We start from the raw sequence: 24,558 nt of genomic DNA, 5'->3' as shown, positions 1-24,558 counted from the left end.
AGACGCCCGCTCCGGACCGGAGAGGCGCCTTATGCGCTGGTCAGAGGCATGTTCTGACCAGCGGTACTGCGTGGAGCGGGTGACGAGAATCGAACTCGCACTGTCAGCTTGGGAAGCTGATGTTCTGCCATTGAACTACACCCGCGAGCGCCGGCCGGACCAGCGAACGAAGAGGATCATACCCGGTCATCGGTGCGGTTTGCACGGGGGGGTGAGCGGGCAACTTTCCACAAAGGCACGCCGAGGGCTGGGAATGCTGCTCATCTTCTGGCAGATTAGAACGCGTTGCCGGGGGCAACATTTGGACGCAACGTGAGGATGCGGTCCTTGCCGGGACCGGACAAGATGGTTGCGGGGCAACTGAAAGAAGGGGTGAATGGTGGCAACTGACACTAATGACGCGCTGGAGAATCTGGAGAAGGAACTCGTCACCATGGCGCGCCGGCTGCGTGGTCTGCAGCGGACGCTGTCCGACGAGGCCCACCCGGACCTGGAGCCGGCGCAGTACGCACTGCTGAACCACGTCGAGGAACTCGCACCGGTGCGGATGGCCGACCTGGTCGCGGCACTCGAGGTGGACAAGGGTCCGGTCAGCCGGGCCTGCGCTCGCCTGGAGGAAGAAGGCCTGCTGAAGCGGGCCGCGGACAAGTCGGACGCCCGGGCCACCCTGCTGACGCTGACCGCCAACGGCAAGCGCAAGCTCGCCGCGGCCCGGAAGAAGCGGCACAAGGTGATCGAGGACCTGCTCAAGGACTGGTCGCCGGCCCAGGTGAAGACGTTCGCCACCCAGGTGTCGAAGTTCAACAAGCTGGCCGGCTGAGCCGTTGCCGACGGCCCGTAGCCGCCAGGGCGTTCCGGAGAGCTGAGGGCTCCGGAGCAGGACATCAGCGGTGACGGGCCCGGCCCACGGCGGGCGGAGCGGCAGCACGCTGCGGTAAGTTGCGTTCGTGCTGCTCTCCGACCGTGACATCTTGGCCGAGCTCGACGCGAAGCGGGTCCAACTGGACCCGTTCGATGCTGCGATGGTGCAGCCGTCGAGCGTCGACGTACGGCTGGATCGATTCTTCCGGGTGTTCGAGAACCATCGCTACCCGCACATCGATCCGGCCCAGGAACAGCCCGACCTGACCCGGATGGTCGAGCCCGAGGGCGAGGAACCCTTCATCCTGCATCCGGGTGAGTTCGTGCTCGGCTCCACCTACGAGCTGGTGACGCTGCCCGACGACGTGGCGGCGCGGCTGGAGGGCAAGTCCTCGCTCGGCCGGCTCGGCCTGCTGACCCACTCCACCGCCGGCTTCATCGACCCGGGCTTCTCCGGGCACGTGACGCTGGAACTGTCGAACGTGGCGACGCTGCCGATCAAGCTCTGGCCGGGGATGAAGATCGGCCAGCTCTGCTTCTTCCGGTTGTCCTCGCCCGCGCAGCACCCGTACGGCTCCGCCAAGTACGGCTCGCGGTACCAGGGACAGCGCGGCCCGACGCCGTCGCGGTCGTACCTGAACTTCCACCGCAGCGACATCTGAAGCAACCGGACAGACGAGAGGCCCCTGGCCGATCCGCCAGGGGCCTCTCGCTAGGTCAGCCGATCGCTTTCTGCACCACGAAGATCTTCTCGGTGCCCATCGGCGCCTTGCCACCCGGGTCCAGTAGGTAGGTGCTGCCGTACTTCGAGACCATCTGCGGCGACCTCGGCTTACCCCAGATCAGCGACGTGTCACCCCAGCCGCCCATGTTCTTTCCACCGAGCGTGGGTCCGTCACTCGGCGAGTTGCCGTCTGACGGGCTGACCTCGGAGTCGCCGCCATCGGACGGCGTGGCGCCCTCGGAGGGGGTCGCACTGGGAGTCGGGATCGGCACGTCCTGGCCGGTCTTGGCGTCCATCACGACGGGCTGATCGCCGGCCAGGCCGTAGATCGCGCCGTTGTAGACCGTGGTGACATCGGGGACCACGCGGTTGGCCGACTCGGAGGTGTAGCCCCAGCTCTGCTTGCCGGTCGTCTCGTCGAACGCCAGGATCTCGTCCTTGTCCTGGCTGGCGTTGCCGTTGCAGACCAAGGCGGTCACGTGGTCGGAGAAGCAGGTGTAGCCCTCGGAGCGGCTGGGGGTTTCCGCCCGCTTCGTCTCCACGATCGCGCCGGTGGCAATGTCGACGGAGTAGATGGACGACACGAAGTGCCCCAGGCCGCCGTCGACGAATCCGGTGCCGTGCAGGTAGGCGCGCCGGCCGCCGGTCCCGAGCGCTGACAGGTAGTTCTTCCCCGGCACGGCGGTGGCCTTCTTGACCGTGCCGGTGGCGCCGTCCACGGTGGCGATCGAGAGGCTCCGCTTGCCTTCGCCCTGCTGGCCCTTGGCTGCGATCACGACGCCGTTGAGCACTCCAGCGGCCTTGAGGGACGGGATCGCGGTGGCCTTCTTGGTCTTCGGGTCGGCGTAGACGCTGAGGTCCTCGATCTTCGCGGTGCCGTCCGGTGACGAGACCGTGAGCGCGATGACGACCTGTCCGGTCGCGACGTCGTAGGCCTGGCTGAGAATCCTGCCGCCACCGTTGCCGGGACCGAGCGTCGGGGTGAGGTCGAAAGCGATGGAGGTGACCACCTTGCCTTCGGCCGGGTCGATCCACTGGAAGTTGATCTGACCGTGGGACTTCTGGGTGCCGCTGCCCTGCACGTCCTGGACGTAGGCGGTCGCGATGACCTCCTTGCCGTCCAGCTGGACAGCCATCGGCCCAGTGAAGTCTGTCGTCTTGGTGGTCTGGACCTCCTTCGCGAGCACCTGCCAGCTCGAACCGGCCAGAGTGCGGCCGGTGATGGCGGTGCGGTTCGCGTAGAGGGAGGTTTGGCCGACCATGCCGGCCTTGGCGGAGTCGATGGTGCTGTCCTCGGTCCGCGGCTCCGCGATCGCCGACAGCGCGGCGAAGGCTTTGGGTGGATCGAAGGAGGTGAGTTCCGGAGTGGTCGGGGTCGGGGAGGCCGACTGGCCCCCGTCGTCCTGACTCGAGTCGGACGACTTGTCGTCACCGCCGCTGCAGCCGGCCAGTAGAACGACCGCCGCGGTGGCGATGATCAACGGACGCAACATCGTTTCTCTCTCCCCAGATCGACCAAGAGTGACGGCGAGGACACTAACAGCGTCAGCGGGCCCTCACCGGCACCAGACCCAGGCGCTGCAACAAGCTGCAAAGTGCCTGCGAAGTCACGGTGTTCACCGGACGACCGAGAGACCGGTACGCCGGTGCCGCGGCTGGGGCTCGAGCCGGTCGGCCAGCCTCCGCAGTACCGTCGCGAGCTGGTGCCGCGGGCCACTCGGGGCGGAGGCCGCGCGACGGGTCGCGCGGTCCTCCTTGCGCAGCGCCCGCAGCTCGGCGGCACGGAGCTTCTCTTCCACCTGGTAGCGCGCGACCTCTTGGTGTTCGGTAATCATCGTCCTGCTCCCCTCACGTTGGTCCCCGTTGACGAATGTGGTGGTGCTGGTACCGCTGATGGCGCTGGTGGTTCAGACCCGGACGACGGTGATGTCGCCGGAGACGGTGCGGGCCCGCAGGATCAGCGAGGGCTCGCCGTCGGCCGGCTTCTCGCCGGGCTCGAGGTCGCACCGGATCTGCCCGGTGACCGTCTTCAGGTCGAGGTAGGTCGGCAGCCCGTCCGGTACGCCGATCTGGACGTCGCCGCGGGCGGTCTCCGCCCGGACGCTGGGGCCCTCGGTCAGCTCGACCCGGACGTCGCCCGAGCCGGAGGTGACGACCGAGTGGTCCCGGATCCGCTCGATGGTGATGTCACCCGAGCCGACCTTGACAGTGGTCGGGCCGGCCGCGTCGCCGATCCTGACGTCACCGGACCCGGTGGTCACGCCGACCGAGTCGTTCGCCTCGCCGATGTCGATCGAGCCGGAGCCGGTGCTCGCGCGGACCGTGCCCACCGAGCTCCCGACCCGGATGTCGCCGCTGCCGGTGCTGGCCGCCAGGCTGCCCTCGATCCGCTCGACCCGGAGGTCACCCGAGCCGGTCGAGAGCCGGGCCTCGCCCAGCGGCATCCGGGACGAGATGTCGCCCGAGCCGGTCTTGACCCGCGCGTCCAGGGTGGCCGGGGTCGCGATGTGCACCCGGACCTCGGGGCCGCGGCGGGCGAACTGCTTGGCCAGCTCGACCACCAGCTCGCCGTTGGTCACCTTGAAGGTGACGTCATCGGCGGAGCCGTTGATCACCTCGAGGCTCGCGGTGGTCTGCTCGCCGTCGGCGGGCACGATCTCCACCAGGCCGGCGCCGATCTCGATCCGGACCCGCTGGATGTCGTCGGTCAGTTCGGCGCGGATGCTGTCGCTCACTGCGCCCACCCCGTCACCCGCTGGCCGCGGCCGCCGCGGCCACGTCCGTTGCCACGGTCGCCGCGCTCGCCCCGACGGTCGCCGCGGTCACGGCGCTCACCGCGCTCGCCGCGCCGGGAGCCCTCACCGAAGACGCCGTCCGGGCCGAAGGGTCCGTCGGGTCCGAAGACGCCGTCCTTGCCGAAGACACCCTCGGGGCCGAGCGGGCCTTCCGGGCCGAGTGGTCCGTCCGGGCCGAAGAAGCCACCCCGCGGAGCGCGCGGCGGCCGGGGCGGCCGGGGTCCGCGGCCACCGGTCAGGGCGGTCATCACGGTGCGCATCAGCCACGCGTTCGAGGAGATGCCCTCGGCGTTGGCGGCCTCGTCCACCTTGTTCTTCACCGACATCGGCAGCCGCAGCGTGATCCGCGCGGTCGGCTCGTCGGCATCCGGCGCGACGTCCTGCGCGGCCGGCTCGTGGTTGTCGTTGTCGTCGTCCAGATCGTCGTCATCGGCTCCGGTCAGCTGGCTCGGGGCCGGCGTGACCACGAACTCGGGACGGCCGCCGGCCATCCGGAGCTCGACCGATCCGGGGGACAGCTCGCGGCTGATCTCCCCGGCGGCGTCGGACAGGGCTGAGATGAGGGCCAGGCGGCCCGCGTCATCCAGCGTGGCGCCGAGGCGCTGGGCCACGGAGCGAGTTTGGTCGTCGGCCAACGCGGTGGCGTTCTCCACGCTACGGCGGACCGACTCGAGGTAGTGATCAAGTTCCATGACGCAATACTGACGTCATCATGACGTCACTGTCAACCCCTTCTGATGTCATCGAGCCGCCAGGGTGGTGTCAGGGCAGAATGAGGGCAGTCCACGGAGAGGGGAACAGGGTGTCCAGAGGAGTGCTCGTCACCGGTGCGTCGCGAGGTGTCGGGGCCGAGGTGGCGAAGGCCTTCGCCGCGGCGGGCGACCGGGTCGTGCTGCACTGCCGCGGCGCGGCCGACAAGGCCCGCGCGGTGCTGGCGGAACTACCCGGGCAGGGACATGCGGTGGTGGTCGGGGATCTCGGCGATCCGGCCGGAATCCCTGCCCTGGTTGAAGAATCGGCAGCAGCACTCGGGCGGATCGACGTCCTGGTGAACAACGCCGCGCTGTTCGTGGACGACCCGGTCGCCGGGTCACGCCGGATCGGCCACCCGCTCGCCGACACGTCGTACGACGAATGGGTGGCGGCGTGGCGCCGGACGCTGGCGGTGAATCTCGAGGGGGCGGCGCATCTGACCTGGTGCGTGGCCCGGCAGATGCTCGACCGGGAGCCGGCCGAGGGGGTCAGGCGGGGCGCGATCGTCAATGTCGGGTCGCGCGGGGCCTATCGAGGGGAGCCGGATGTGCCCGCCTACGGGGCCAGCAAGGCGGGACTGCACGCCTTCGGGCAGTCGATGGCGGTCTCGCTGGCGCCACATGACATCACCGTGACGTCAATCGCGCCCGGTTTCATCGCCACCGACATGGCCGCGCAGGGTCTGAACGGGCCCGGCGGCGACGCGATCCGCGCTCAGAGCCCGTTCAACCGGGTGGCGACGCCTCAGGAGGTCGCTGCCGCCGTCCTCTGGCTCGCGTCCCCGCCGGCCGGCTGGTCCAGCGGCGCCGTGCTCGACTTCAACGGCGCCTCGTACCTGCGCTGAAACGACGACGTCCGGAGCGGTGAGGGGCTGCCTCACCACTCCGGACGTCCAGTCGAACGATCGCCGGTGCCGCTCGGTCAGCGGCTGATGATCTTGCTCGCCGGGGGAGCCTTGATGCTGATCGGCTTGCCCCAGTCGGAGGCGTTCATGGTCATGCTCACGCCGGCCATCTCGAAGAAGATCTTGTACATCAGGTGGTCGGTGGAGCCCATCCAGATCGTGTAGACCAGCGTCTTCGGCATCCCGGCGACCATCTTCTGGCCCTTGGCCTTCAGCGCGGCCGCCATGTCGACGGTGACGGCATACCGGTCCACCTTGCGGCCGTCGAGCGTCTCGGTCTTGACGAACTTGGCAGCCTTCAGACCGCCGTCGAACGACTCGAAGGTCTTGCTCGGGTCCATATCGTTCAGCATCCCGCCCAGGCTGGCCGCCATCGGGTTGCTGGAGTCCTTCGGGTCGATCTTCAGGTACTTGCCGGCCGGGACGTCCGGGGTGGACAGGTAGAGCATGTCCTTGACGACGATCATCTTGGCCTTGCCGCCGAAGGCCGCGCCGTTCATCTCCAGCTGCATCGCGACCGGCTTCATGGTCTGCCGGCCGGTCACCGTCATGGTCTGACCGCCGGCGACCATCTTCATGGTCATCTTGACCGAGTCCTTGCCGACCATCGACTTCTTCATCGCCGGCAGGAAGCTCGCCGTGTTCAGGTGCGCGACGGCCGGAGCCACCCGCTCCGGTGCCTGGCTCGGCGTGGTGACCGGCGTGCTGACCGGCGTCGGCGTGGTGCCCGCGTTGACGGTGGCCGTCTTGTCGGAGCCGCAGGCGGCGAGTCCGAGCATCAACGGAAGGGTGACGACCGTGGTCGCCACCCGAGAACTGAACCTCACTTTGTATTCCTCCCAGTGGATCAAGGCGTTGGATCCTACGGGCTGGGATCCCTGCCTAGGAAGTCAATTACCGCTTCGTGCAAGGACTTGTCCTGAGCTTTACCCGCGCTTCACCGAGGCGAGCTTGCTCGCAGGCGGAGCCTCGATCGAGACGGACTCGTTGAAGTCGTCCATCGTCAGCTCCGTGGTGACGTACGCCACGGTGAAGGACATCTTCCGGGTCAGCCCGGAGGGGTCGATCCAGATGTCGTAGGTGATCGTCTTCGGCGCGGCGGCGGGGACTTGCTTGCCCTGCGCCTCGAAGGCGGTCGTGGTGTCGACGGTCACGGCGTAACGGCTGAGCTTGCGGCGGGAAACGGCCTCGGTGCCGACGAACTCGACCTTGCGCAGCGCCTCGTCGAACACCTCGAAGGTCTTGGTCGGGTCGGAGCTGTCGGTCAGCGACCCGAGCTCACCGGCCGCCGGATCGTCCAGTTCGACGGCCAGGTACTTGCCGTCCGGCGCTACGTCCTTCGCCTGCAGGTAGAGCCGGCCGCCGGTGACGATCACTTTGGCCTTGTCGTCACCGACCGCCGAGCCGCTCATCTCCATCGACAGCGCCGGCGGTTCCGCCTGCTGGACCCCGTTCATGGTTAGCACGGTGTCACCGCCGGCAGTCATTTTGCCGTCGACGCGCCAGGTCCTCTGCTGCGCGAACGCCTCCTTCATCGCCGGCAGCAACGTCGCCTGGTCCAGTTGGGCCACAGGCTGCGCCCGCTGGTCTCCACCGCAGGCGGCGATCCCGAGAATCAGCGGCAGGGCGACGACTGTGGTCGCCACCCGAGAACGAAACCGCACGCTACTTTCCTCCCAAATGGATCCAGACGCCGGACCTTACGGCTCCGGAGGTCCACTGGGACAGGGTTTGCAGCTACTTGCAAACCACAACGTCCGAAGAACCCGAGGTCAGGCCCCACGGTTCTTCGGACGTAAGGGGTGAGAGCTAGGTGCGCTTCACCGAAGCGAGCAGGAGTTGGGCGACGTCGGCGACCTCGACATCCTCGCGGGCCGATCCCTCCGACTGCTTGGCGGTCAGGCCGTCGGACAGCATCACCCGGCAGAACGGGCAGCCGGTGGCGATCTTGTCCGCGCCGGTCTCGACCGCCTCGGTGGTCCGGTTCAGGTTGATCCGGGTGCCGACCTTCTCCTCCATCCACATCCGCGCACCGCCCGCGCCACAGCAGAACGACTTCGTCTGGTTCCGCGGCATCTCGGCGAACTCCGCGCCCGGGATGATGTCGAGCAGCTCGCGCGGGGCGTCGTAAACCTGGTTGTGACGGCCGAGGTAGCACGGGTCGTGGTAGGTGATCTTCTGGCCGTTGAGCGCGCTGTCGGTCGGGGCGACCGGGGTCAGCTTGCCCTCGCGGACGAGGCGGTTCAGCAGCTGCGTGTGGTGGATGACGTCGAGCTCGACGCCCAGCTGGGAGTACTCGTTCTTCAGCGTGTTGAAGCAGTGCGCGCAGGTGGAGACGACCTTCTTGGCGCCGGTCTCCTTGAACACCTCGGCGTTCTGCATCGCCAACTGCTGGAAGACGAACTCGTTGCCGGCCCGCCGCGCCGGGTCACCCGTGCAGGTCTCGCCGTCACCCAGTACGGCGAACGAGACGCCCGCGAGGTTCAGCAGTTCCGCCACGGCCTGGGTGGTCTTCTTGGCGCGGTCCTCGAAGGCACCCGCACACCCGACCCAGAACAGGTACTCGACCTCGGCCAGCGTGTCCACGTCGGTGCCGACCTGCTTGACCTCGAACGGCAGATCCTTGGCCCAGTCCATCCGGCCGGACGGGTTCATGTTCCACGGGTTGCCCTTGTTCTCCAGGCCCTTGAACAGGCCGTTCAGCTCGGACGGGAACGAGGACTCGATCAGCACCTGGTAGCGGCGCATGTCCATGATGGCGTCGACGTGCTCGATGTCGACGGGGCACTGCTGCACGCACGCGCCGCACGAAGTACAGGCCCAGAGGGCTTCCTCGTCGATCACGGCGACGTCGGGGGAGCCGACCAGCGGGCGCTCCTGCTCGGCCTTCACCAGGTCCGGCAGCGACTGGCGCTCGTCGTCGGAGGAGGCCAGCAGGTACGGGGCCTTGGCGTACGCGTGCTCGCGCAGGTTCATCATGATCAGCTTCGGCGACAACGGCTTGTCGGTGTTCCAGGCCGGGCACTGCGACTGGCAGCGGCCGCACTCGGTGCAGGTGGTGAAGTCGAGCAGGCCCTTCCAGGTGAAGTCCTCGACCTTGCCGACCCCGAGCGCGGCGTCCTCGTCGAGCTCCTCGATGTTCTCGAAGTCGATCGGCGCGCCCTTGATCATGATCGGCTGCAGTGCGCCGAGGGCGGTGCCGCCGTCGGCCCGGCGCTTGAACCAGATGTTCGGCCAGGCGGTGAACCGGTGCCACGCGACGCCCATGGTGGCGTTCAGCGAGATGGTGATCATCCAGGCGAACGAGATCAGGATCTTGATCATCGCGACCAGGTAGACCGCGTTCTCCAGCGCCTGCTCGCTCAGCCCGCCGAACAGGGCGGTGCCGATGAAGAACGTGGTGGGGAAGTGGAACTTGGAGCCGGCGCCGAGCTCGTACTCCAGCCCGCGCAGCAGCAGGATGCAGACCAGCACGCCGAGGATCGTGTACTCGACGTAGTACGCCTGCCAGGCGCGGGAGCCGAAGAACCTGCTGTACCGGCCCTTCTCGCCCCTGGGCAGATTCCGCAGCCGGATCGCGATCAGCCCGATGATGGAGATCAGGCCGGTCCAGGTGAGGAACTCGGTGGCCCACTCGAAGACGAACCAGTGCCCGATCACCGGCAACGCGAAGTGCGCGTCGAACAGCTGCCCGAACGCCGTCACCAGGGTGAGGAACAGCCCGATGAAGCCGAACGCGACGAACCAGTGCAGTACGCCGATGTGGCTCCACTGCAGCATCCGGGTGTGCAGCAGCGACTCCCTGGCCAGCGTCGCGGTGCGCTGCCCCGGGTTGTCGGTACGGCTCGCCGGCTGGCCGAGCTTGATGACGGACACCAGGTGCCCGATCGTCTTGCCGAACAGCGCGACGCCGACGGCGGCGATCGCGAGCGAGACGACGATGGCGAGGATCTGCATACCAGCGATGTTATTGGTTGGTTACCGGCGAGTCATGTCGGTGTCGGCCTCATCACGCCCGCGTGTTGCGTCTCACTTCCCGGGGGCGGACCTTCTGAGGACCGGTTCCTGACAGAAGCTGGAAAGCCGGAGGGCCGGTCGAGCGGATGCTCGGCCGGCCCTCGCGGGTGGTGCTGGGTGTTACTTGGTGCCGTAGACCTGGATCTCGGTCATGTCGGTGAACTGGCAGCCACCGAACGCGCCGAGCGGGCAGTTGGTCGCGAAGTCCGGAACCTGCGGGCTCAGCATCACGAACCGGACGAACTTCACGCCGGCGGTGTTGCCCGACGGGGTGAGCTCGGTGTACTTGCCGCGGTTGGCGGCGGTGAACTCGCCCTCCTGGGCGGTCGCCCAGGTGGTGCCATCGACCGAGGTCTCGATCCGGTACTTTCCGGTCGAGGCGCTGCCCGGGTCGCCACAGGTGTTCGACGGGTCGACCGAGAACTTGGTGATGTTCACGGCGGCCGGCAACGCGATGTCGATGTTCTTCGGGATCATCACGTTGGTGGGGGTGCCGTTGTTGTCACCCGTCGTGCTGCCCCAGCCGGTGCCCTGGCTGGAGTCGATCGCGTAGTCCGGCCCACACTGCGGGATGAAGTCCGGACCGGTGAAGTCCACCACCGAGCCGCCACCGGACGCTGCCGCCCAGTTGCGCCGCGGGGCGAAGTTCGCGGTGGTGCCGCCGGCCTTGACCGCAAGCGGGGCGCCGAGCACCTCGTAGCCGGCGCCGGAGACGACGAACTTGCCGTAGGTGCCGGGCAGGACGCCCGTGATCGTGTACTTGCCGTTGGCCGCGGTCACGGCGGAGTAGTCGCCCGCGTAGCCCGAGGCGTGGCCGCCGATGAAGACGAGCGCGCCGGCCACCGGAGCGCCGGTGTCCTTGTCGGTCACCGTGCCGGTGATCGTCGTGGTGGCGCCCTTCGGCGGGATGTGGAAGTCCTCGACCGGATGCGAGTCGCCACCGTCGAGCACGCCCGCGAACCAGCCCATCCCGCGGTTGGCGAAGACCTGCCAGATGATGCCGGCGTTCTTGCCGCCGCTCGCGACCAGGTCGGCCTGCACGATCGCGTTCCGCATGTCGAGCATCGTCGGGTCGGCGGTGGACAGCTCCATCGCACGGGTGATGATGCTCATCGCGTAGCTACGGCCGAAGCGCTCACGCAGGTCCCACAGGGTCTGCGCCCACACCTCACCGGAGGAGTGCACCTCCGGCGTACCGCCGATGGTCGGGAAGTCACCGTAGGTGTAGCCACCCTGCGAGCCGTCGAGGCCGATGCAGTTCGGGCTGACCGCCTTCACGCGGCAGTCGATCGCCTGGGTGCGGATCGTCGTGCCACCCGTCACGTACTTGCCCTCGAGGACCTCACCGGGAGCAGTGGTGTCCTTCTCCAGGTTGTGCGAGACGAGGTAGTCGAGCGCGTAGAAGTCGCTCCACGCCTCACCCATCGAGCCGGCCTGGATGCTGTTCAGCGTCGAGTTGCCGGTCGCGTCGACGACGAGGCGGTTCGACAGGCCGTGGGTGTACTCGTGGTACAGGATGTCGGCCGAGTTGCCGGAGCTGCTCGACACGGTGCCCTCGCCACCGAACAGGTACATCTGCATGGTCGGCGGGATGCCGTCCGGCGGGGTGGACATGTTCGCGTTGTTGATGTGGTTGCCGTCCGGGCCGCCGTCGGCGCCGGTCGCCGCGCCGTCGAGCGCGTTCAGCAGCACCGGGTCGCCGCCCGCGGCGTCGAACGAGCCGGCCGCCGGGGTGAAGCTGATCGGCGGTTTCGCCAGCCAGTCGTGGAAGTTGCTGGCCAGGTAGAACGCGTTGGTGACGTCCTGGTTCATGTTCGTCTTCCAGGAGTCCGGCTTGGCCGGGTCCCAGGTGCAGACGAATGCCGCCGAGCAGAGCCCACCGGCCTGGAACGGGACCAGCTTGTACTCCGAGGTGGTCTTGGTGCCGGGCACCTTGACCGTCTCGTTGCCGTTCGGCTGGTTGTCGTCGTTGACATCCGCGAACGCGGCCACCGAGGTGCCTTCGAGCAGCGTCTTCGCGTTCTTCGGCAGCCACTTGTTGTAGATCAGGTTCTCGGTGCGCTGCGTGCCGCCCTTGGGGGCGCCCGGGTAGTTGTCCTGCACCAGGGCGTCGCCGTTGCCCTCGCTGACCAGGTCCTTGCGGTACAGCAGGCCGCCGGTCTGGGCGTCGATGACGTGGGTGTAGATCTTCGAGCCGCCGGCGTTGACATACGTCATCCAGCCCTTGCGCAGGCCGTTGGCGGTGTAGAAGTACACCTGCTTGGCGCTGTCGCCGTTGCTCCACTTGGTGGTCACACCGGACTTCGTGGCCTTGGCGGAGACCAGCTTGCCCGAGATGTCCTCGGCGGCCGCGCTACGGGCGGCGTCGGCGCTGACGGCGGGGTCGGCCGAGCGGGCCTGCGCCTGCGAGACGAGCCCGGCGATCGGGGCGCCCTGCAGTGAGATGAGCTGACCGGCCTTGGTCACGTTCGCCTTCAGGCCGTTGCCGAACACCTCGATGCCGTCGACCTCCTGGACCCAGGAGATGTGGTGGGTGCCGAGGTCGTCGACGTAGTCCTTGCGCAGCTTGAGGGTGCCCAGGTCGGACTCCGAGAGCTTGAAGACCTCGGGGTGCGCCTTGACGTAGGCCAGCGCGATGTCGGTCGCCTTCTTGGCGCTCTTACCGGTGAGGAAGCCGTCCAGTTTGGTCACCTGGTCCGGCGTACCGGTGTTGGCGTCCACGGACACGACGCCCTGGGTACCGAGGGAGTCGCGGAACTTCTTCGAGGCCGCGGTCTCCTTGCCGACCACCTTCGCGGCGCGCGCGTAGGTCGATCGAGCATTCGGCGTCCGGGCGTCGTAGTTGCCCTTCCGCTCCTTCGACGAGATCGGATTGGTCGCCTCGCCCGGGCCCTTGGAGTCCGGGTTGGCGGTAGTGGCGGCCGTGGCACCGCCACCGGCCGCTACGGCCAGCAGGGTGGTGGCGGACACCGCAGCGACTGCCAGGAGCCCCCGCCCTTTGCCTGAAACTTTCACTGCAACGCTCCATGAAGTTTGTCTTAGCGGACCGCCCTCCACGGTCCGTCCCGGGCTGACCCTAAGTCCCCGCGCCAGCCCGGGGAAGGGTTATCTGCGGAATCTGGCGGAAGCAAGGGTTGTCCTCTGTGCACGGACTACCACTGCGAGCGACACGATAATGGTCGCACTGAGCAACGACCCGGCTGCGAGCAGGGGTCGGCGTGCCGGGGTGCACGAGGGACTCGCCGCGGGGCCGCCGGCCGCCGTCCACAGGAGCGCTGTCTCCCCCGCGGCGAGGGGGGTCTGGGCCTACCCTGAGTCGTCCCTGATTTCGATTTCCCCGCCGATGCCGTGGAGGTCCCTGGTGCTGCGTTATCCGTTGATCCATCCGCCGTTGCTCGGGGCACTCGCGCGCGCCGGGCACGGGTCCGTCGTGCTGTTGGCCGATGGCAACTATCCCTATGCCACCGCGGTGTCGGCGACGGCCGAGACCGTGTGGCTGAACCTGCGGCCGGGGCAGATCCCGGTCGACGACGTGCTCGAAACGCTGCTGGGTGTGGTGCCCATCGAGGCGGCCCGCGTGATGGCTACCGGCACCGGGGAAGAGCCCGGCATCTACGAGCGTTTCCGCTCGCTCCTGCCCGACATATCGCTGCAGCCGTTGGCCCGCGGGGACTTCTATGCCGCTGCCCGCGGCCCCGAGTTGGCCGTCGCCGTCGCCACCGGAGAACAGCGGCTCTACGCCAACATCCTGCTGACCCTCGGCGTCGTGCAGTAGGCCGGCGGTTTGACCGAACTCCCTTGACAGGGCCTCGGCGGCCGGGCCTATGCTGGTGAGAAATCGATTTCCCGCCAATGGACGCGACAGCGACCCTGGTGAGGCAGTCGCGCCGGACCGAGGAGCGAGCGAGGGGACGCTGGGCGCGTCCACGGTGATGTGGGGCGGCCGGTACGGCGGTTCGTGCCCGTTGAACTGCACGCACGTGTGGAACTACGAGCAGACGTTGTCGCGGCTCTTCCCTGCGCTTGAACGCGACATGCGCGACACGGAGTACGACGTGATGCAGGCGCCGGAGGGGTACATCCCCACCGGGTGATCGCGCCGACGTACCAGCGTCAGCTCTGGGACGTGGTGATAGGCGGCCCGGAAGAGCCCGCACTCGACGGGATGCTCGGCAGCGTGCTCAAGACCTACCGGGAGGTCCGGCAGGGCGCGGGGATGGAGTGGCTGGCCGGCAGGTGGCCGAACGTCGAGCGGCTGCTCACCCACATCCGCGGCAAGTGGGATCCGGAGGCTACCGGCGTACTGCGGGGCATCCAGCCCAGCACGCACGACATCGACCTGTGCGGGGTCAACTCGTTCATGGGGACGCTGTGGCTCGCGGCGCTGCGTGCCGCCGAGGAGATGGCGCGCTTGCTCGGCGAGGACGCCAAGGGCTACCGGGTGCTGTTCGAGGCGGGCAGCAAGGCGTACGACGAGTTGCTGTTCACCGGCGAGTACTACCGCCAGGTGCTGGCGCCTGAGGAGAACCAGGACTTCCAGTGGGGCGACGGATGTCTGGCCGATCAGCTGATCGGCCAGTGGTGGGCGCACCAGCTCGACCTCGGGTATCTGCTCCCTGCCGAGCACATGAAGACGGCACTGCGGGCTGTCGTGCGGCACAACCTGCGCACGGGCTTCGCGGACTTCTCCCACCCCTACCGGGTCTTCGCGGACGGCGACGACACCGGCCTGCTGATGTGTACCTGGCCGCACGGTGGCCGCCCGGTTGTGCCGACGCGGTACTGCGACGAGGTGTGGACGGGCTCGGAGTACCAGGTCGGGGCGCACCTTCTGTATGAGGGCCTGGTGGACGAGGGAATGGCTGTACTGCAAGGGATGTGGGACCGGTACGACGGGACGCGGCGGAACCCGTTCAACCCGATCGAGTGCGGCGACCACTACATCCGCAACGCCGCCGGGTGGTCCGTACTGGAGGCCCTCGCGGGATTCAGCTACAACGCGTTGACCAACACGCTCACCTTCGCACCGCTGGAGGTGGCTCGCCTGTCCGGCGGCTGGCAGGTCCCCTTCGTCGCCGGGACGGGCTGGGGCGTAGCCACCTTCCGCGACTCCACCCTGACCCTCGAGTGCCACGCCGGCCACCTGGACATCCACGCAATCCACCTGGACGGCTCCGCCCTCCCGCTAGACACCCAGGTCGTCGTACCAGGGAAACCGCTGGCGATCCCGGGGGTGTGAACCTACCGTCCTCGGCATGGACCTACTCGCCCGCGCCGAGGCACTACAGGCGGAAGGCCTTCACGTGCTGGAGGACCTCGACCTAGAGACGGCGTTCCCCACGTTCGGTCCACCGCAACTGGTGGGGAGCGTCCTCTCCGGCCTGATCACCTACCGGGACCTGGACGTCACCTTCACGGCTCCCGCCGCTACCGCCTCCGAAGTACTGCACGGCCTGGCAACGATCGCCACCCGGCCGGGCCTCCTCACCGCCGACTTCCGCGACGAACGAGCCGACCGCCGTCCTACCCCGGCCATCACCGACGAGCGCTTCTACGCAGTCCTTACCCACCACACCTGGAAGATCGACCTGACCTTCTGGCTCCACGACATCCCCCGCCCCCACGTCGCCGAAGCCACCAGCCTGCGCGCCGCCCCCACCGACCAGAAACAAGCGATCCTCCACCTCAAACACACCCACCCCGACTATCCCCACAAACTCACTGGCACCGACATCTACACCGCAGTCCTCAACCACGGCGTCTGTACGGTCGACGACCTGACGGAGTACCTGGCCTCAGGTCCACTTTGACGGCCGGGAGAAGGAGCGGCCGCTGATCGGATCCACCACAGTGCGCGGCAATTGAGCACCTGTCAGCTTGGACAATCCGATGCTGAACGACGCAGGCATCAGGTTTCTCAATTCTGCTGAATAGCGCTTGGGAGGAAAGGCCGCGGCCATGAACATCGTGCTGTTCAGCAGCCGAGCAGTTCGGACCGCGGGACTCAGGTCACTGTCGGCGCTGATGATCAACGCCGAGTCGGCCACGCCCCTGGCTGCATCGGCGACCATCGTCGTCGCGATGCTGACGTCAGTCTCCTTCTCCTCGTACTGGATCCAGGAGGCGCCGCAGGCGCGACATGACCGGGCCTTCTTCTGATATCGCCCTTGGGTGATCTCCACCAGTCCGGGGTTTCGGGCGACCAGGGCCCGCTGGTAGCGCGCCTGACGGGAGGCCGCCGGTGGATCGTCGAGAACCGGCGCGGTGAAGTATTTGACCTTGACCAGCAAACTCCGCGGCCTGAGCAATCGCGAGAGGCTGACCAGATCCAGCCACAGCAATCGCCGTCCAGAGCGGTCCTTCAGCCCGTGGTACAGGTTGAAACCGTCCACGTAGACGATCAGTCGCTCAGATGGATTCGGCCGGGTGTTCGGGGGCATTGCATGACAATAAGTGTCCACAGCCTGTTCCCGCTGACTTGTGCGGATGGCCTGTGGATAGCTAGTGTGTGGGTACCACGCCATGGCCTGACGGCTGTGGTCCAACGGCCTCCTTCGGGAGGCCGTTTTTGTTTGTCCTGATCGAGCCTTTGCGCGAATGAAGAGTGCCGGCCGTCCGGCAACGCCACCGGACGGTCGGCACTCGCTGGGCACGCAAACGGTCGCGACCGTTGGTGGCGGGCGCGGCTCGTCCGCGTGAGCATCAGAGGAGACCCAGGTCGGCGGTCTCCTGGTCGCTGAAGAGGCGGGAGCGGATCAGGAAGCGGACGCCCTCGGGGGCCTCCACCGAGAAGCCGCTGCCGCGGCCTTTGACGACGTCGACGGTCAGATGGGTGTGCTTCCAGTACTCGAACTGGTTCTTCGACATCCAGAACGCGACCGGCTTGTCCAGCCCGTCGACGGCCAGGTCACCCAGGTGGATGTCCGCCGCGCCGGTCCGGAACTCGCCGTCGGGGTAACACATCGGGGAGCTGCCGTCGCAGCACCCGCCGGACTGGTGGAACATCAGCGGGCCGTGCAGCTCGGTGAGGCGGCGGAGCAACTCCGCCGCCTCCTCCGTGAACGAAACCCTGTCGACCATGGGTTTAGAAGAACCCGTCCGGGGTCGGGCTGTAGCTGACCAGCAGGTTCTTCGTCTGCTGGTAGTGGTCGAGCATCATCTTGTGGTTCTCGCGCCCGATGCCGGAGTTCTTGTACCCACCGAAGGCCGCGTGCGCCGGGTACGCGTGGTAGCAGTTCGTCCAGACCCGGCCGGCCTGGATCTCCCGACCCGCCCGGTACGCCGTGTTGATGTCCCGCGACCAGACGCCCGCGCCGAGCCCGTACAGGGTGTCGTTGGCGATCTTCATCGCGTCGGCGTAGTCGTCGAACTTCGTCACCGAGACGACCGGGCCGAAGATCTCCTCCTGGAAGATCCGCATCTTGTTCTCGCCCTCGAAGATGGTCGGCTGGACGTAGTAGCCGCCGCTCAGGTCGCCGCCGAGGTCGGCCCTCTCGCCGCCGGTGATCACCTTGGCGCCCTCGGCCTTGCCGATGTCGATGTAGGACAGGATCTTCTCGTACTGGTCGTTGCTGGCCTGGGCGCCCATCATCGTCTCGGTGTCGAGCGGGTTGCCCTGCTTGACCGCCTCGGTCCGGGCCTTCGCGTCGGTCAGGAACGAGTCGTAGATGCCGGCCTGGATCAGCGCGCGGGACGGACAGGTGCACACCTCGCCCTGGTTCAGCGCGAACATGGTGAAGCCCTCGAGCGCCTTGTTGTAGAAGTCGTCCTTGCTGTTCGCCACATCGTCGAAGAAGATGTTCGGGCTCTTGCCGCCGAGCTCCAGCGTGACCGGGATGATGTTCTCCGACGCGTACTGCATGATCAGCCGGCCGGTCGTGGTCTCACCGGTGAACGCGACCTTGGCGACTCTGTTGCTGGAGGCAAGCGGCTTGCCGGCCTCGACGCCGAACCCGTTGACGATGTTCAGCACGCCCGGCGGGAGCAGGTCGCCGACCAGCTCCATCAGCACGTGGATCGAGGCGGGTGTCTGCTCGGCCGGCTTCAGTACCACGGCGTTCCCCGCCGCCAGCGCGGGCGCGAGTTTCCAGGTCGCCATCAGGATCGGGAAGTTCCACGGGATGATCTGCGCGACCACGCCGAGCGGTTCGTGGAAGTGGTACGCGACCATGTCGTCGTCGACCTGCGAGATCGAGCCCTCCTGGGCCCGCAGCGCGCCGGCGAAGTACCGGAAGTGGTCGATCGCCAGCGGCATGTCGGCGGCCAGCGTCTCCCGGACGGCCTTGCCGTTGTCCCAGGTCTCGGCGACCGCGAGCAGTTCGAGGTTGTCCTCGATCCGGTCGGCGATCTTGTTCAGGATGTTCGCGCGCTCCGCCGACGACGTCCGGCCCCAGCCCGGCGCCGCCCCGTGGGCGGCGTCGAGCGCGAGCTCGACGTCGTCGGCGGTGCCCCGCGCGATCTCGGTGAAGTTCTCACCGGTCACGGGAGTCGGGTTCTCGAAATAGCCGCCCTTGGCCGGCGGCACCCACTCGCCGCCGATGTAGTGGTCGTAACGCGACTTGAACTCGACCGGGCTGCCGTCCTGCCCGGGAGCTGCATAGATCGTCATTGATCCTCCAACGAAGGGGTTTGGCGGTTGGCCGCACCGTAGGTCCCGCGACGTTGCATCGACGTTGCATCACTCTCCGCTCTTGAACGCGGGGCGGTTCCGGGCGAGGCTGAAAGCGTGGACGCAGCGCAGGAAGCGCGCCGGCTCAGTGAGCTGTACGACGAGGTGCTCGGCGAAAGCCGGGCACCTGCCACGCCACGGCCCCTTGTCGCGGAGTCCTGGCAACGGTCACTCGCGGCCTCGGTCGACCCCGAGCTGGACGCGCCGCCGGTGGTCGTCTCGGCCGACCTGCTGGAGACGCTGCGGGAGAACCATCCGCTCCGCGCGGTCCTGCCGGTACTGCGGGAAACGCTGACCACGATCGCGGACGAGGCGTCTCACATCATGATCATCACCGACGCCCAGGGTCTCATCCTGTGGCGCGAGGGTGCCGCCGACGTACGCCGCCAGGCCGACCGGATCGCGTTGTCCGAAGGCGCCGTCTGGGCAGAGGACGCGATCGGAACCAATGGCATGGGTACTGCGCTCGCCGCCGACCAGCCCGTGCAGATCCACTCGGCCGAGCACCTGGTACGCCGCATCCACGCGTGGACGTGTGCCGCCGCCCCCGTGCACGACCCGGACACCGGCAAACTGATCGGCGCGGTCGATGTCTCGGGTCCGTTGCGCACGGTGCACCCCGCGATGATGGCGCTGGTGACCGCGGCCGCTCAGCTGGCCGAGGGACAGCTCCGGGTCCGGATGGCCGCCGCCGACGAGCAGCTCCGCGCCCGCAACATGCGGCACCTGACCGCCCTCGGCGATGCCCCCGGCGCGCTGCTGACGCCGACCGGCCGGGTGCTCGCCGTGCAGCCGCTCGCCTGGCTGCCAGACCGCCTCGACATCTCCGGCGGCGCCGAGCGGATCGAGCTCGGCGACGGTCGCGAGGCCGTGGTCGAACAACTCGACGAGGGCTACCTGCTGCGCATCCCGGGCGCGGCACGCCGGCACCGCCGCTCGCTGCGGCTCAAACTGCTGGGCTCGGGTCAGCCGATCGCGATCGTCGGCGGCCGGGAGATCGCCCTGACGCTGCGCCGCGCGGAAGTGCTCGCCCTGCTCCTGCTCCACCCGTCCGGCCTCACGGCCGAGCAGTTGATGCTGCAGCTGTACGGCGACGAGGGGAACCCGACCACGGTCCGCGCGGAGATGCACAGGCTGCGGAACCTGCTCGGCGCCGGCATCCTGGACACCAAGCCGTACCGGATCCTCGCGGACGTGTCGGGCGACGTCACCGACGTACAGGTCGCCGTCCGCCGCGGAGAACTCCGCAAGGCACTCGACCTGTACGCCGGGCCGCTGCTCGGGCGGTCCGACGCGCCGGCCTTACGGGCGGAGCGGGACGAGCTCGACGCGACGTTGCGCCGCGCAGTACTGGACTCAGGGGATTCCGACCTGATCTGGCGGTTCGCACAGACGGCGACCGGCGCCGAGGACATGGAGGTCTTCGAGGCGCTGGAGCGGGCGTTGCCCAGCACCGACCACCGGCGCCCGGCGGTCACTGCCCGGCTGGACCGTCTCGCCCGCTGATCCCACCTGTCCGGCCGGCAATCCGGTTATCCAGATAGTGGACAGTGGAATTTAAGTGCACTGATCTAGTCTAGTTTCGCGGGTGTGGCCGTCGTGGGTGACTCAGCGTCGTCGTCACGCCCTCGCAGGCGGGGCGGCGACCGAGCCGCGCTCGATCAGGGTCGGTTCGACCGTGGTACGGCGGACCCGGCGGTTCGTGTCGACGGCCGAGGTGACCCGGGCGACGACGTCCGCGACCAGGTCGTCGAGCGGCCAGTGGAAGGTGGACAGCGGCGGCGTCAGCAGCTGGGACATCGGTTGGTCGTCGTACCCGAGGAGGGACAAGTCCTCCGGGATGCGGATGTCGAGCTCCCGGCAGGCGGCGTACACCCCGAAGGCCATCGAGTCGGCCAGCGCCAGGATGCCGGTTGGCCGTTGTTTGGACGTCAGCAGCTCGCGAGCGACCTCGGTCGCGCCGCCCAGGTCGTGCGGGCACGGGATGATGCGGACCTTCAGCTTCAGCCCGGCCGCGATCCGCAGGGCGATCTCCTCCACGGGGCTCTCGATCTCGACCCGGCGGGACGGGCTCAGGACGGCGACGGTGCGGTGACCCGCGTCGGCCAGCCGGCGGAGCGCGGTACTGACTCCGGACTCGTTGTCGAAGAGAACCTCGGACTTCGCCTTCGCGGCCGGCAGCGCGTCGCCGATCGCGATCACCGGCGCCTGCTGGGCGATCTTGGCCCAGCTCTTGGCGGCCGGGTCGATCGGGATCACCACGATCGCGTCGGCCCGATGGTCGACCAGGTGCTGGGCGAGCTGCAGTTGCCGGTCGGCGTCGCCGGCGGAGTCGATGATCCAGGCGTTCCGGTCCGGGGCCAGGAGTTCGCGGCCGAGGGCGGCGGCCAGGCGCTGTTGCCAGAGATCCTCGAGCGAGGCGCAGAGTACGCCCACCGAACCGCTCCGGCCGGAGGCGAGGGCACGGGCCACGGGGTCGGCCTGGTACCCGAGGCGCTCGGCGGCGTCCTGCACCCGCTGCTGCGTCTCCGCGGTTCCTTGCAGACCTCGCAGGGCGTAGGAGACGGCCGCCATCGAGAGGCCGGTCTCCGCTGCGATGTCCTTGAGGGTCGGCCTGCGGCCAGTTCCGGACATGTGATCGACCCTAGGGCACCCCGCCGACAAAAGCCTGCCGACAGGTCGCCGGTGCTGAGACACGACTTGACAAGACAGCCTTTGAAGCGCTTCACTGCAAGTGTTGTGAAGCGCTTCAAAGTTTCCCTCGTGACCAGCCCCGAGGGATCCGGCGACCAGCGAGAGGAGGGCCTGTGAACGGTGTGATCGACGTGCACCAGCACCTGTGGCCGGCCGAGTTCGCCGACCGCCTCCGGGCCCGGACCGAGCCGCCGTACCTGGACGGCTGGACCCTGCACACGACCGGCGAAGCGCCGTACGAGGTGGACCCGGCGGCACACGCCGTCGACAAGCGGCTGGCTCAGGAACTGGGGGACGGGGTCGCCCTGGTCGGGTTGTCGCTGTCGAGCCCTCTCGGGATCGAGCATCTCGGTGACCAGGCGTTGCTCGATGCGTGGCACAGCGGCGCGGCCGCGTTGCCCGAACCCTTCAAACCCTGGGCGGCCGTCAATCTTCTCGAGCCGGACCTCACCGGCCTGGAATCCGTTCTGGACAAGGGATTTCTCGGTGTGCAGCTTCCGGCCGAGGTCGTCGGCATTCCGGCCGGCTGGGCTCAGCTGAGCGACCTGCTGGCCCTTGCCGAGCGGGTGAACAAGCCGATCCTCGTCCACCCGGGCACGCCCGCACCGCCGACCGAGGACCTGCCGGGCTGGTGGTGCCCGGTGGTCGACTACTCGCTCCAACTGCAAGCGGCCTGGTGGGCCTGGCACGCTTTCGGCGGCCGTACCGCGTTCCCGCGCCTGCGGCTCTGCTTCGTTGCCGCGGCCGGCCTGGCTCCGGTCCACCACGAGAGGCTGACCGCTCGCGGCGGCCGTCTCGGCACCATCGACCCCAACCTGTACGTCGACACCTCGAGCTACGGCCCGCAGGGGATCGACGCGGTCGCCCGGGTCCTCGGCATCGACCAGGTCGTGCACGGCACCGACCGGCCGTACGCCGGGACCGTCGACCTCCGTCAGGGCGACGCCGCCACCGCGGTGATCCGCCACGACAACCCGCACCGGCTGCTGTTCGGTGCCGCAGATCTCTCGCCGCGCCCGCGGCGGGACAAGCCCTCCCCGCGCTTGCGGTGAGGTATCCGACCACCTGCCGGTCCTGGATCGGCAGCATCTCCGAGAGGGGAGTGCAGTGACTGCTCAGCCCGTTTCCGACGCACCCGTCGTTCCCGCGCGCCAGGCCAGCCGGCTCGTGGAGCTCAACGACTGTCTGTCGCTGGACAAACTTCCCGGACGTGATCTGGACCCTGCCGAGCTGGCCGAGCTCGCCGGCGGGATCGCGGCCCAGCCGCACCTGTGGGAGGACAAGGTCGCCTACAGCGACGAGGAGCGCGTCTTCGCCTCGCTGCACCGCGACGCCAACGTCGACGTCTGGCTGATCTGCTGGACCCCGGTCAACGACACCGGCTGGCACGACCACGACGTCTCCTCCGGCGCCGTCGCGGTAGCCCGCGGCAAGCTCGTCGAGCACAACCTCGCGATCGGCACCGAGTCGATCGAGACCGAGATCGAGGCGGGCGACGTTTACGGCTTCGGCCCGGACCACATCCACCGCGTGGTCGGCCTGGACAAGGGCAGCGTCACCGTCCACGCCTACAGCCCGCCGCTGTGGCGCATGGGCCAGTACTCGGTCAAGGAAGGCGTCCTCCGTCGGGTCTCCGTCTCCTACGCCGACGAACTCCGCCCCCTGGACTAGCCCGCCGGGCCTTGCGGCAGCCAGCGGATCTGCCCCGGGTTGCCCCGCGATCTGGCCTGCCGCGGGGCTGAGCCGCTGACCAGACTCGGCTGGCATGACGACCCAGTTGGATATCGAGGCCCACTACACGACCCGGCACGACGAGGCGACTCGGCTGAGCTCGACCTTGAAAGGCCGGCTGGAACAAGCCCGGGTCCACGACCTGCTCACCCGCTACCTCCCCGAACCTCCCGCCGTGGTGGCGGATGTCGGTGGCGGACCCGGTGTACATGCGAGCTGGTTGATGGACCGCGGGTACGAGGTCGAACTGCTCGATCCGGTGCAGCACCACGTGGAACAAGCCACGGCCGCGGGCATCAGCGCAGTACAAGGGGATGCGCGGCGGTTGCCGTGGGAGAACGAGTACTTCGACGCCGTGCTGCTCGCCGGTCCGATGTATCACCTGCCGGAGGCGGCGGATCGGCGGCTGGCGCTGCGCGAGGCGATCCGGGTGATCCGGCCCGGCGGCTTCATCGCGGTGGTCGCGATCAACCGGGCGGCGAACCTGATCGGGTCCATGCTCGCCAATACCTTGCTGCTGCGGCGTGGGATCGTGGCGGACATCCTCGAGACCGGGTTCAGCCCGGACAACGACCGGATGGCGGAGACGACGTACCACACGACCACGCAACTGCGGACGGAACTGACGAACGCGGGGCTGCGCTCCGTGACGGTGCACGGGCTGACCGGGCCGGGCGGTTGGCTGACGGTCGCGATCGACGCGCACTTCCGAGACGTGCCGCCGCCGGAGAGCCTGCGGGAGCCGGATCCGTTGAAGACCGCGCTGGAGTGTTCGCGGCTCGCCGATCGCTGCCCGGAGCTGACGCCGTCGAGTTCGCTGCTGTTCGCGGTCGGTCAGCGTGCCTGATGGCTGGATCGGGCGCGGCCAGGTGCGCAGGCTGCGCGAACGGGCCATACGGTACGCCGTGAACGGGTGGCCCGTGGCGCCGCTGATCGTGCCGCGCCTCGGGCGATGTCCTTGCGGGAGGGCGTGCGTGGATCCGCACCTTGCCGGTGCGGCCGTGCGGGACGGAGCCCGGGCGGAGGTGGTGTGGCGGGAGCGGGCGTGGGAGATCGCCTTGGTGACCGAGGGGTTCGAGGTGCTCGACGTCCCACCGGAGTACGGCGCGTTGCTGAATCAGCAGCTGAAGGCCACCTGCCCGACGGCGATGGCGCCCGTCGGCCGGCGGTGGTGGTTCTTCCTGGTGCCGGGGTCGATGGAGCCGGATCGGGTCGCCCGCGCCGGTGGCGTACTGCACTCCACCTCGGCTGCTGCTGGACCGGGTGCGGCGGTGGGGTGGGTGGCGGCACCGGGAACGGTGCTGGAGTCGACCGGGCGGATCCGATGGCTGGTGCATCCGTACCTGACCCGCTGGCAGCCGTACCAGCGGAGAGATGCTGTTGACCAGGTATTTCTCTGACTATAGTCAGG

Annotated in this window: 24 protein-coding genes and 1 tRNA gene; 12 read left to right on the top strand and 13 right to left on the bottom strand. The window is 68.3% G+C overall.

Translation table 11 applies throughout. The annotated features are described in order from the left end of the window. Positions 1-71: 71 nt before the first annotated feature. Positions 72-145 (bottom strand) — tRNA-Gly (locus ACFPJ1_RS04610). A gap of 231 nt (positions 146-376) precedes the next feature. Here ACFPJ1_RS04610 and ACFPJ1_RS04605 point away from each other — a divergent pair. Together ACFPJ1_RS04605 and dcd are read left to right on the top strand one after the other, a co-directional pair. After that, the gene (locus ACFPJ1_RS04605) at positions 377-820 is read left to right on the top strand and encodes a MarR family winged helix-turn-helix transcriptional regulator (RefSeq protein ID WP_380101562.1); all 444 of its coding nucleotides are present in this window, start codon (positions 377-379) and stop codon (positions 818-820) included. Between the two features lie 127 nt (positions 821-947). Continuing rightward, positions 948-1,523, top strand: coding sequence for a dCTP deaminase (gene dcd, locus ACFPJ1_RS04600; protein WP_132196992.1), 576 nt, complete (start codon positions 948-950; stop codon positions 1,521-1,523). A gap of 55 nt (positions 1,524-1,578) precedes the next feature. Here dcd and ACFPJ1_RS04595 read toward each other — a convergent pair whose 3' ends face one another. The 4 genes from ACFPJ1_RS04595 to ACFPJ1_RS04580 all read right to left on the bottom strand — a co-directional run bounded on the left by ACFPJ1_RS04595 (position 1,579) and on the right by ACFPJ1_RS04580 (position 5,072). Continuing rightward, positions 1,579-3,078 (bottom strand): PQQ-binding-like beta-propeller repeat protein, encoded by a 1,500-nt coding sequence (locus ACFPJ1_RS04595; protein WP_380101561.1) that lies wholly within the window; start codon positions 3,076-3,078, stop codon positions 1,579-1,581. A gap of 123 nt (positions 3,079-3,201) precedes the next feature. Next, positions 3,202-3,420: a hypothetical protein gene (locus ACFPJ1_RS04590; RefSeq protein ID WP_380101560.1), complete on the bottom strand. Its 219-nt coding sequence runs from the start codon at positions 3,418-3,420 to the stop codon at positions 3,202-3,204. A gap of 72 nt (positions 3,421-3,492) precedes the next feature. Next, a complete protein-coding gene (locus ACFPJ1_RS04585) occupies positions 3,493-4,320 on the bottom strand; it encodes a DUF4097 family beta strand repeat-containing protein (RefSeq protein WP_380101559.1) in 828 nt (275 codons plus the stop codon). After that, positions 4,317-5,072, bottom strand: coding sequence for a hypothetical protein (locus tag ACFPJ1_RS04580; RefSeq protein WP_380101558.1), 756 nt, complete (start codon positions 5,070-5,072; stop codon positions 4,317-4,319). Before ACFPJ1_RS04580 ends, ACFPJ1_RS04585 begins: the two co-directional genes overlap by 4 nt. Positions 5,073-5,182: 110 nt before the next feature. Between ACFPJ1_RS04580 and ACFPJ1_RS04575 the strand changes: the two genes are divergently transcribed. Continuing rightward, complete coding sequence (locus ACFPJ1_RS04575) at positions 5,183-5,977, top strand: SDR family NAD(P)-dependent oxidoreductase (RefSeq protein ID WP_380101557.1); 795 nt, start codon at positions 5,183-5,185, stop codon at positions 5,975-5,977. A gap of 77 nt (positions 5,978-6,054) precedes the next feature. On the opposite strand, the gene ACFPJ1_RS04570 is transcribed toward ACFPJ1_RS04575, so the two are convergent. From ACFPJ1_RS04570 to ACFPJ1_RS04555, 4 genes are all read right to left on the bottom strand, one after another. After that, the gene (locus tag ACFPJ1_RS04570) at positions 6,055-6,864 is read right to left on the bottom strand and encodes an SCO4651 family lipoprotein (protein ID WP_380101556.1); all 810 of its coding nucleotides are present in this window, start codon (positions 6,862-6,864) and stop codon (positions 6,055-6,057) included. Positions 6,865-6,963: 99 nt separating this feature from the next. Further along, positions 6,964-7,683 (bottom strand): SCO4651 family lipoprotein, encoded by a 720-nt coding sequence (locus tag ACFPJ1_RS04565; RefSeq protein ID WP_380101555.1) that lies wholly within the window; start codon positions 7,681-7,683, stop codon positions 6,964-6,966. Between the two features lie 163 nt (positions 7,684-7,846). Continuing rightward, complete coding sequence (locus ACFPJ1_RS04560; RefSeq protein ID WP_380101554.1) at positions 7,847-9,994, bottom strand: (Fe-S)-binding protein; 2,148 nt, start codon at positions 9,992-9,994, stop codon at positions 7,847-7,849. 180 nt (positions 9,995-10,174) lie between these two features. Continuing rightward, positions 10,175-13,024 carry a M36 family metallopeptidase gene (locus tag ACFPJ1_RS04555; RefSeq protein WP_380101553.1) on the bottom strand — a complete coding sequence of 950 codons (2,850 nt, stop codon included), beginning with the start codon at positions 13,022-13,024 and terminating at the stop codon, positions 10,175-10,177. 391 nt (positions 13,025-13,415) lie between these two features. On the opposite strand from ACFPJ1_RS04555, the gene ACFPJ1_RS04550 reads away from it, so the two are divergent. From ACFPJ1_RS04550 to ACFPJ1_RS04535, 4 genes are read left to right on the top strand one after another with little or no spacing between them, the layout of a single operon-like run. Continuing rightward, on the top strand, positions 13,416-13,829 hold the full coding sequence (locus ACFPJ1_RS04550) for an RbsD/FucU family protein (protein WP_380101552.1): 414 nt from the start codon (positions 13,416-13,418) through the stop codon (positions 13,827-13,829). Positions 13,830-13,884: 55 nt separating this feature from the next. Next, on the top strand, positions 13,885-14,148 hold the full coding sequence (locus ACFPJ1_RS04545; RefSeq protein ID WP_380101551.1) for a hypothetical protein: 264 nt from the start codon (positions 13,885-13,887) through the stop codon (positions 14,146-14,148). Next, entirely contained in the window at positions 14,145-15,293 is a 1,149-nt protein-coding gene (locus tag ACFPJ1_RS04540) for a GH116 family glycosyl hydrolase (protein ID WP_380101550.1), read from the top strand. The genes ACFPJ1_RS04545 and ACFPJ1_RS04540 overlap by 4 nt, the downstream gene beginning before the upstream one ends. Positions 15,294-15,309: 16 nt before the next feature. Further along, positions 15,310-15,864 carry a hypothetical protein gene (locus ACFPJ1_RS04535; protein ID WP_380101549.1) on the top strand — a complete coding sequence of 185 codons (555 nt, stop codon included), beginning with the start codon at positions 15,310-15,312 and terminating at the stop codon, positions 15,862-15,864. Here the strand turns inward: ACFPJ1_RS04535 and ACFPJ1_RS04530 are convergent. From ACFPJ1_RS04530 to adh, 3 genes are all read right to left on the bottom strand, one after another. After that, positions 15,850-16,599, bottom strand: coding sequence for an NYN domain-containing protein (locus tag ACFPJ1_RS04530; RefSeq protein ID WP_380101548.1), 750 nt, complete (start codon positions 16,597-16,599; stop codon positions 15,850-15,852). The two genes, ACFPJ1_RS04535 and ACFPJ1_RS04530, sit on opposite strands and share 15 nt — an antisense overlap. A 157-nt stretch (positions 16,600-16,756) precedes the next feature. After that, positions 16,757-17,134, bottom strand: coding sequence for a DUF779 domain-containing protein (locus ACFPJ1_RS04525; RefSeq protein WP_380101547.1), 378 nt, complete (start codon positions 17,132-17,134; stop codon positions 16,757-16,759). A gap of 4 nt (positions 17,135-17,138) precedes the next feature. Next, entirely contained in the window at positions 17,139-18,662 is a 1,524-nt protein-coding gene (gene adh, locus ACFPJ1_RS04520; RefSeq protein WP_380101546.1) for an aldehyde dehydrogenase, read from the bottom strand. 117 nt (positions 18,663-18,779) lie between these two features. Here adh and ACFPJ1_RS04515 point away from each other — a divergent pair, with 117 nt between their 5' ends. Further along, positions 18,780-20,228 (top strand): GAF domain-containing protein, encoded by a 1,449-nt coding sequence (locus tag ACFPJ1_RS04515; protein ID WP_380101545.1) that lies wholly within the window; start codon positions 18,780-18,782, stop codon positions 20,226-20,228. Between the two features lie 114 nt (positions 20,229-20,342). On the opposite strand, the gene ACFPJ1_RS04510 is transcribed toward ACFPJ1_RS04515, so the two are convergent. Further along, entirely contained in the window at positions 20,343-21,356 is a 1,014-nt protein-coding gene (locus ACFPJ1_RS04510) for a LacI family DNA-binding transcriptional regulator (protein ID WP_380101543.1), read from the bottom strand. Positions 21,357-21,529: 173 nt separating this feature from the next. On the opposite strand from ACFPJ1_RS04510, the gene ACFPJ1_RS04505 reads away from it, so the two are divergent. The 4 genes from ACFPJ1_RS04505 to ACFPJ1_RS04490 all read left to right on the top strand — a co-directional run bounded on the left by ACFPJ1_RS04505 (position 21,530) and on the right by ACFPJ1_RS04490 (position 24,547). Then, positions 21,530-22,468 (top strand): amidohydrolase family protein, encoded by a 939-nt coding sequence (locus ACFPJ1_RS04505; protein WP_380101542.1) that lies wholly within the window; start codon positions 21,530-21,532, stop codon positions 22,466-22,468. 55 nt (positions 22,469-22,523) lie between these two features. Beyond that, on the top strand, positions 22,524-23,087 hold the full coding sequence (locus ACFPJ1_RS04500; RefSeq protein ID WP_380101541.1) for a cysteine dioxygenase: 564 nt from the start codon (positions 22,524-22,526) through the stop codon (positions 23,085-23,087). Positions 23,088-23,181: 94 nt separating this feature from the next. Then, complete coding sequence (locus ACFPJ1_RS04495; protein ID WP_380101540.1) at positions 23,182-23,994, top strand: class I SAM-dependent methyltransferase; 813 nt, start codon at positions 23,182-23,184, stop codon at positions 23,992-23,994. After that, positions 23,987-24,547 carry a bifunctional DNA primase/polymerase gene (locus ACFPJ1_RS04490; RefSeq protein ID WP_380101539.1) on the top strand — a complete coding sequence of 187 codons (561 nt, stop codon included), beginning with the start codon at positions 23,987-23,989 and terminating at the stop codon, positions 24,545-24,547. The genes ACFPJ1_RS04495 and ACFPJ1_RS04490 overlap by 8 nt, the downstream gene beginning before the upstream one ends. Positions 24,548-24,558 lie beyond the last annotated feature (11 nt).

This window comes from Kribbella qitaiheensis, assembly GCF_042657745.1.
Lineage (GTDB): Bacteria > Actinomycetota > Actinomycetes > Propionibacteriales > Kribbellaceae > Kribbella > Kribbella qitaiheensis.
The sequence above is the reverse complement of the archived record's forward strand: the minus strand, read 5'-3'. Positions and strand labels throughout refer to the sequence as shown.

What these genes read in the sequence shown, in the direction of transcription:
- ACFPJ1_RS04535 (WP_380101549.1), top strand. Translation starts at nt 15,310, where the DNA reads ATGGACCTACTCGCCCGCGCCGAGGCACTACAGGCGGAAGGCCTTCAC.
- ACFPJ1_RS04510 (WP_380101543.1), bottom strand. Translation starts at nt 21,356, where the DNA reads ATGTCCGGAACTGGCCGCAGGCCGACCCTCAAGGACATCGCAGCGGAG.
- ACFPJ1_RS04580 (WP_380101558.1), bottom strand. Translation starts at nt 5,072, where the DNA reads ATGGAACTTGATCACTACCTCGAGTCGGTCCGCCGTAGCGTGGAGAAC.
- ACFPJ1_RS04560 (WP_380101554.1), bottom strand. Translation starts at nt 9,994, where the DNA reads ATGCAGATCCTCGCCATCGTCGTCTCGCTCGCGATCGCCGCCGTCGGC.
- ACFPJ1_RS04525 (WP_380101547.1), bottom strand. Translation starts at nt 17,134, where the DNA reads ATGGTCGACAGGGTTTCGTTCACGGAGGAGGCGGCGGAGTTGCTCCGC.
- adh (WP_380101546.1), bottom strand. Translation starts at nt 18,662, where the DNA reads ATGACGATCTATGCAGCTCCCGGGCAGGACGGCAGCCCGGTCGAGTTC.
- ACFPJ1_RS04590 (WP_380101560.1), bottom strand. Translation starts at nt 3,420, where the DNA reads ATGATTACCGAACACCAAGAGGTCGCGCGCTACCAGGTGGAAGAGAAG.
- ACFPJ1_RS04595 (WP_380101561.1), bottom strand. Translation starts at nt 3,078, where the DNA reads ATGTTGCGTCCGTTGATCATCGCCACCGCGGCGGTCGTTCTACTGGCC.
- ACFPJ1_RS04605 (WP_380101562.1), top strand. Translation starts at nt 377, where the DNA reads ATGGTGGCAACTGACACTAATGACGCGCTGGAGAATCTGGAGAAGGAA.
- ACFPJ1_RS04495 (WP_380101540.1), top strand. Translation starts at nt 23,182, where the DNA reads ATGACGACCCAGTTGGATATCGAGGCCCACTACACGACCCGGCACGAC.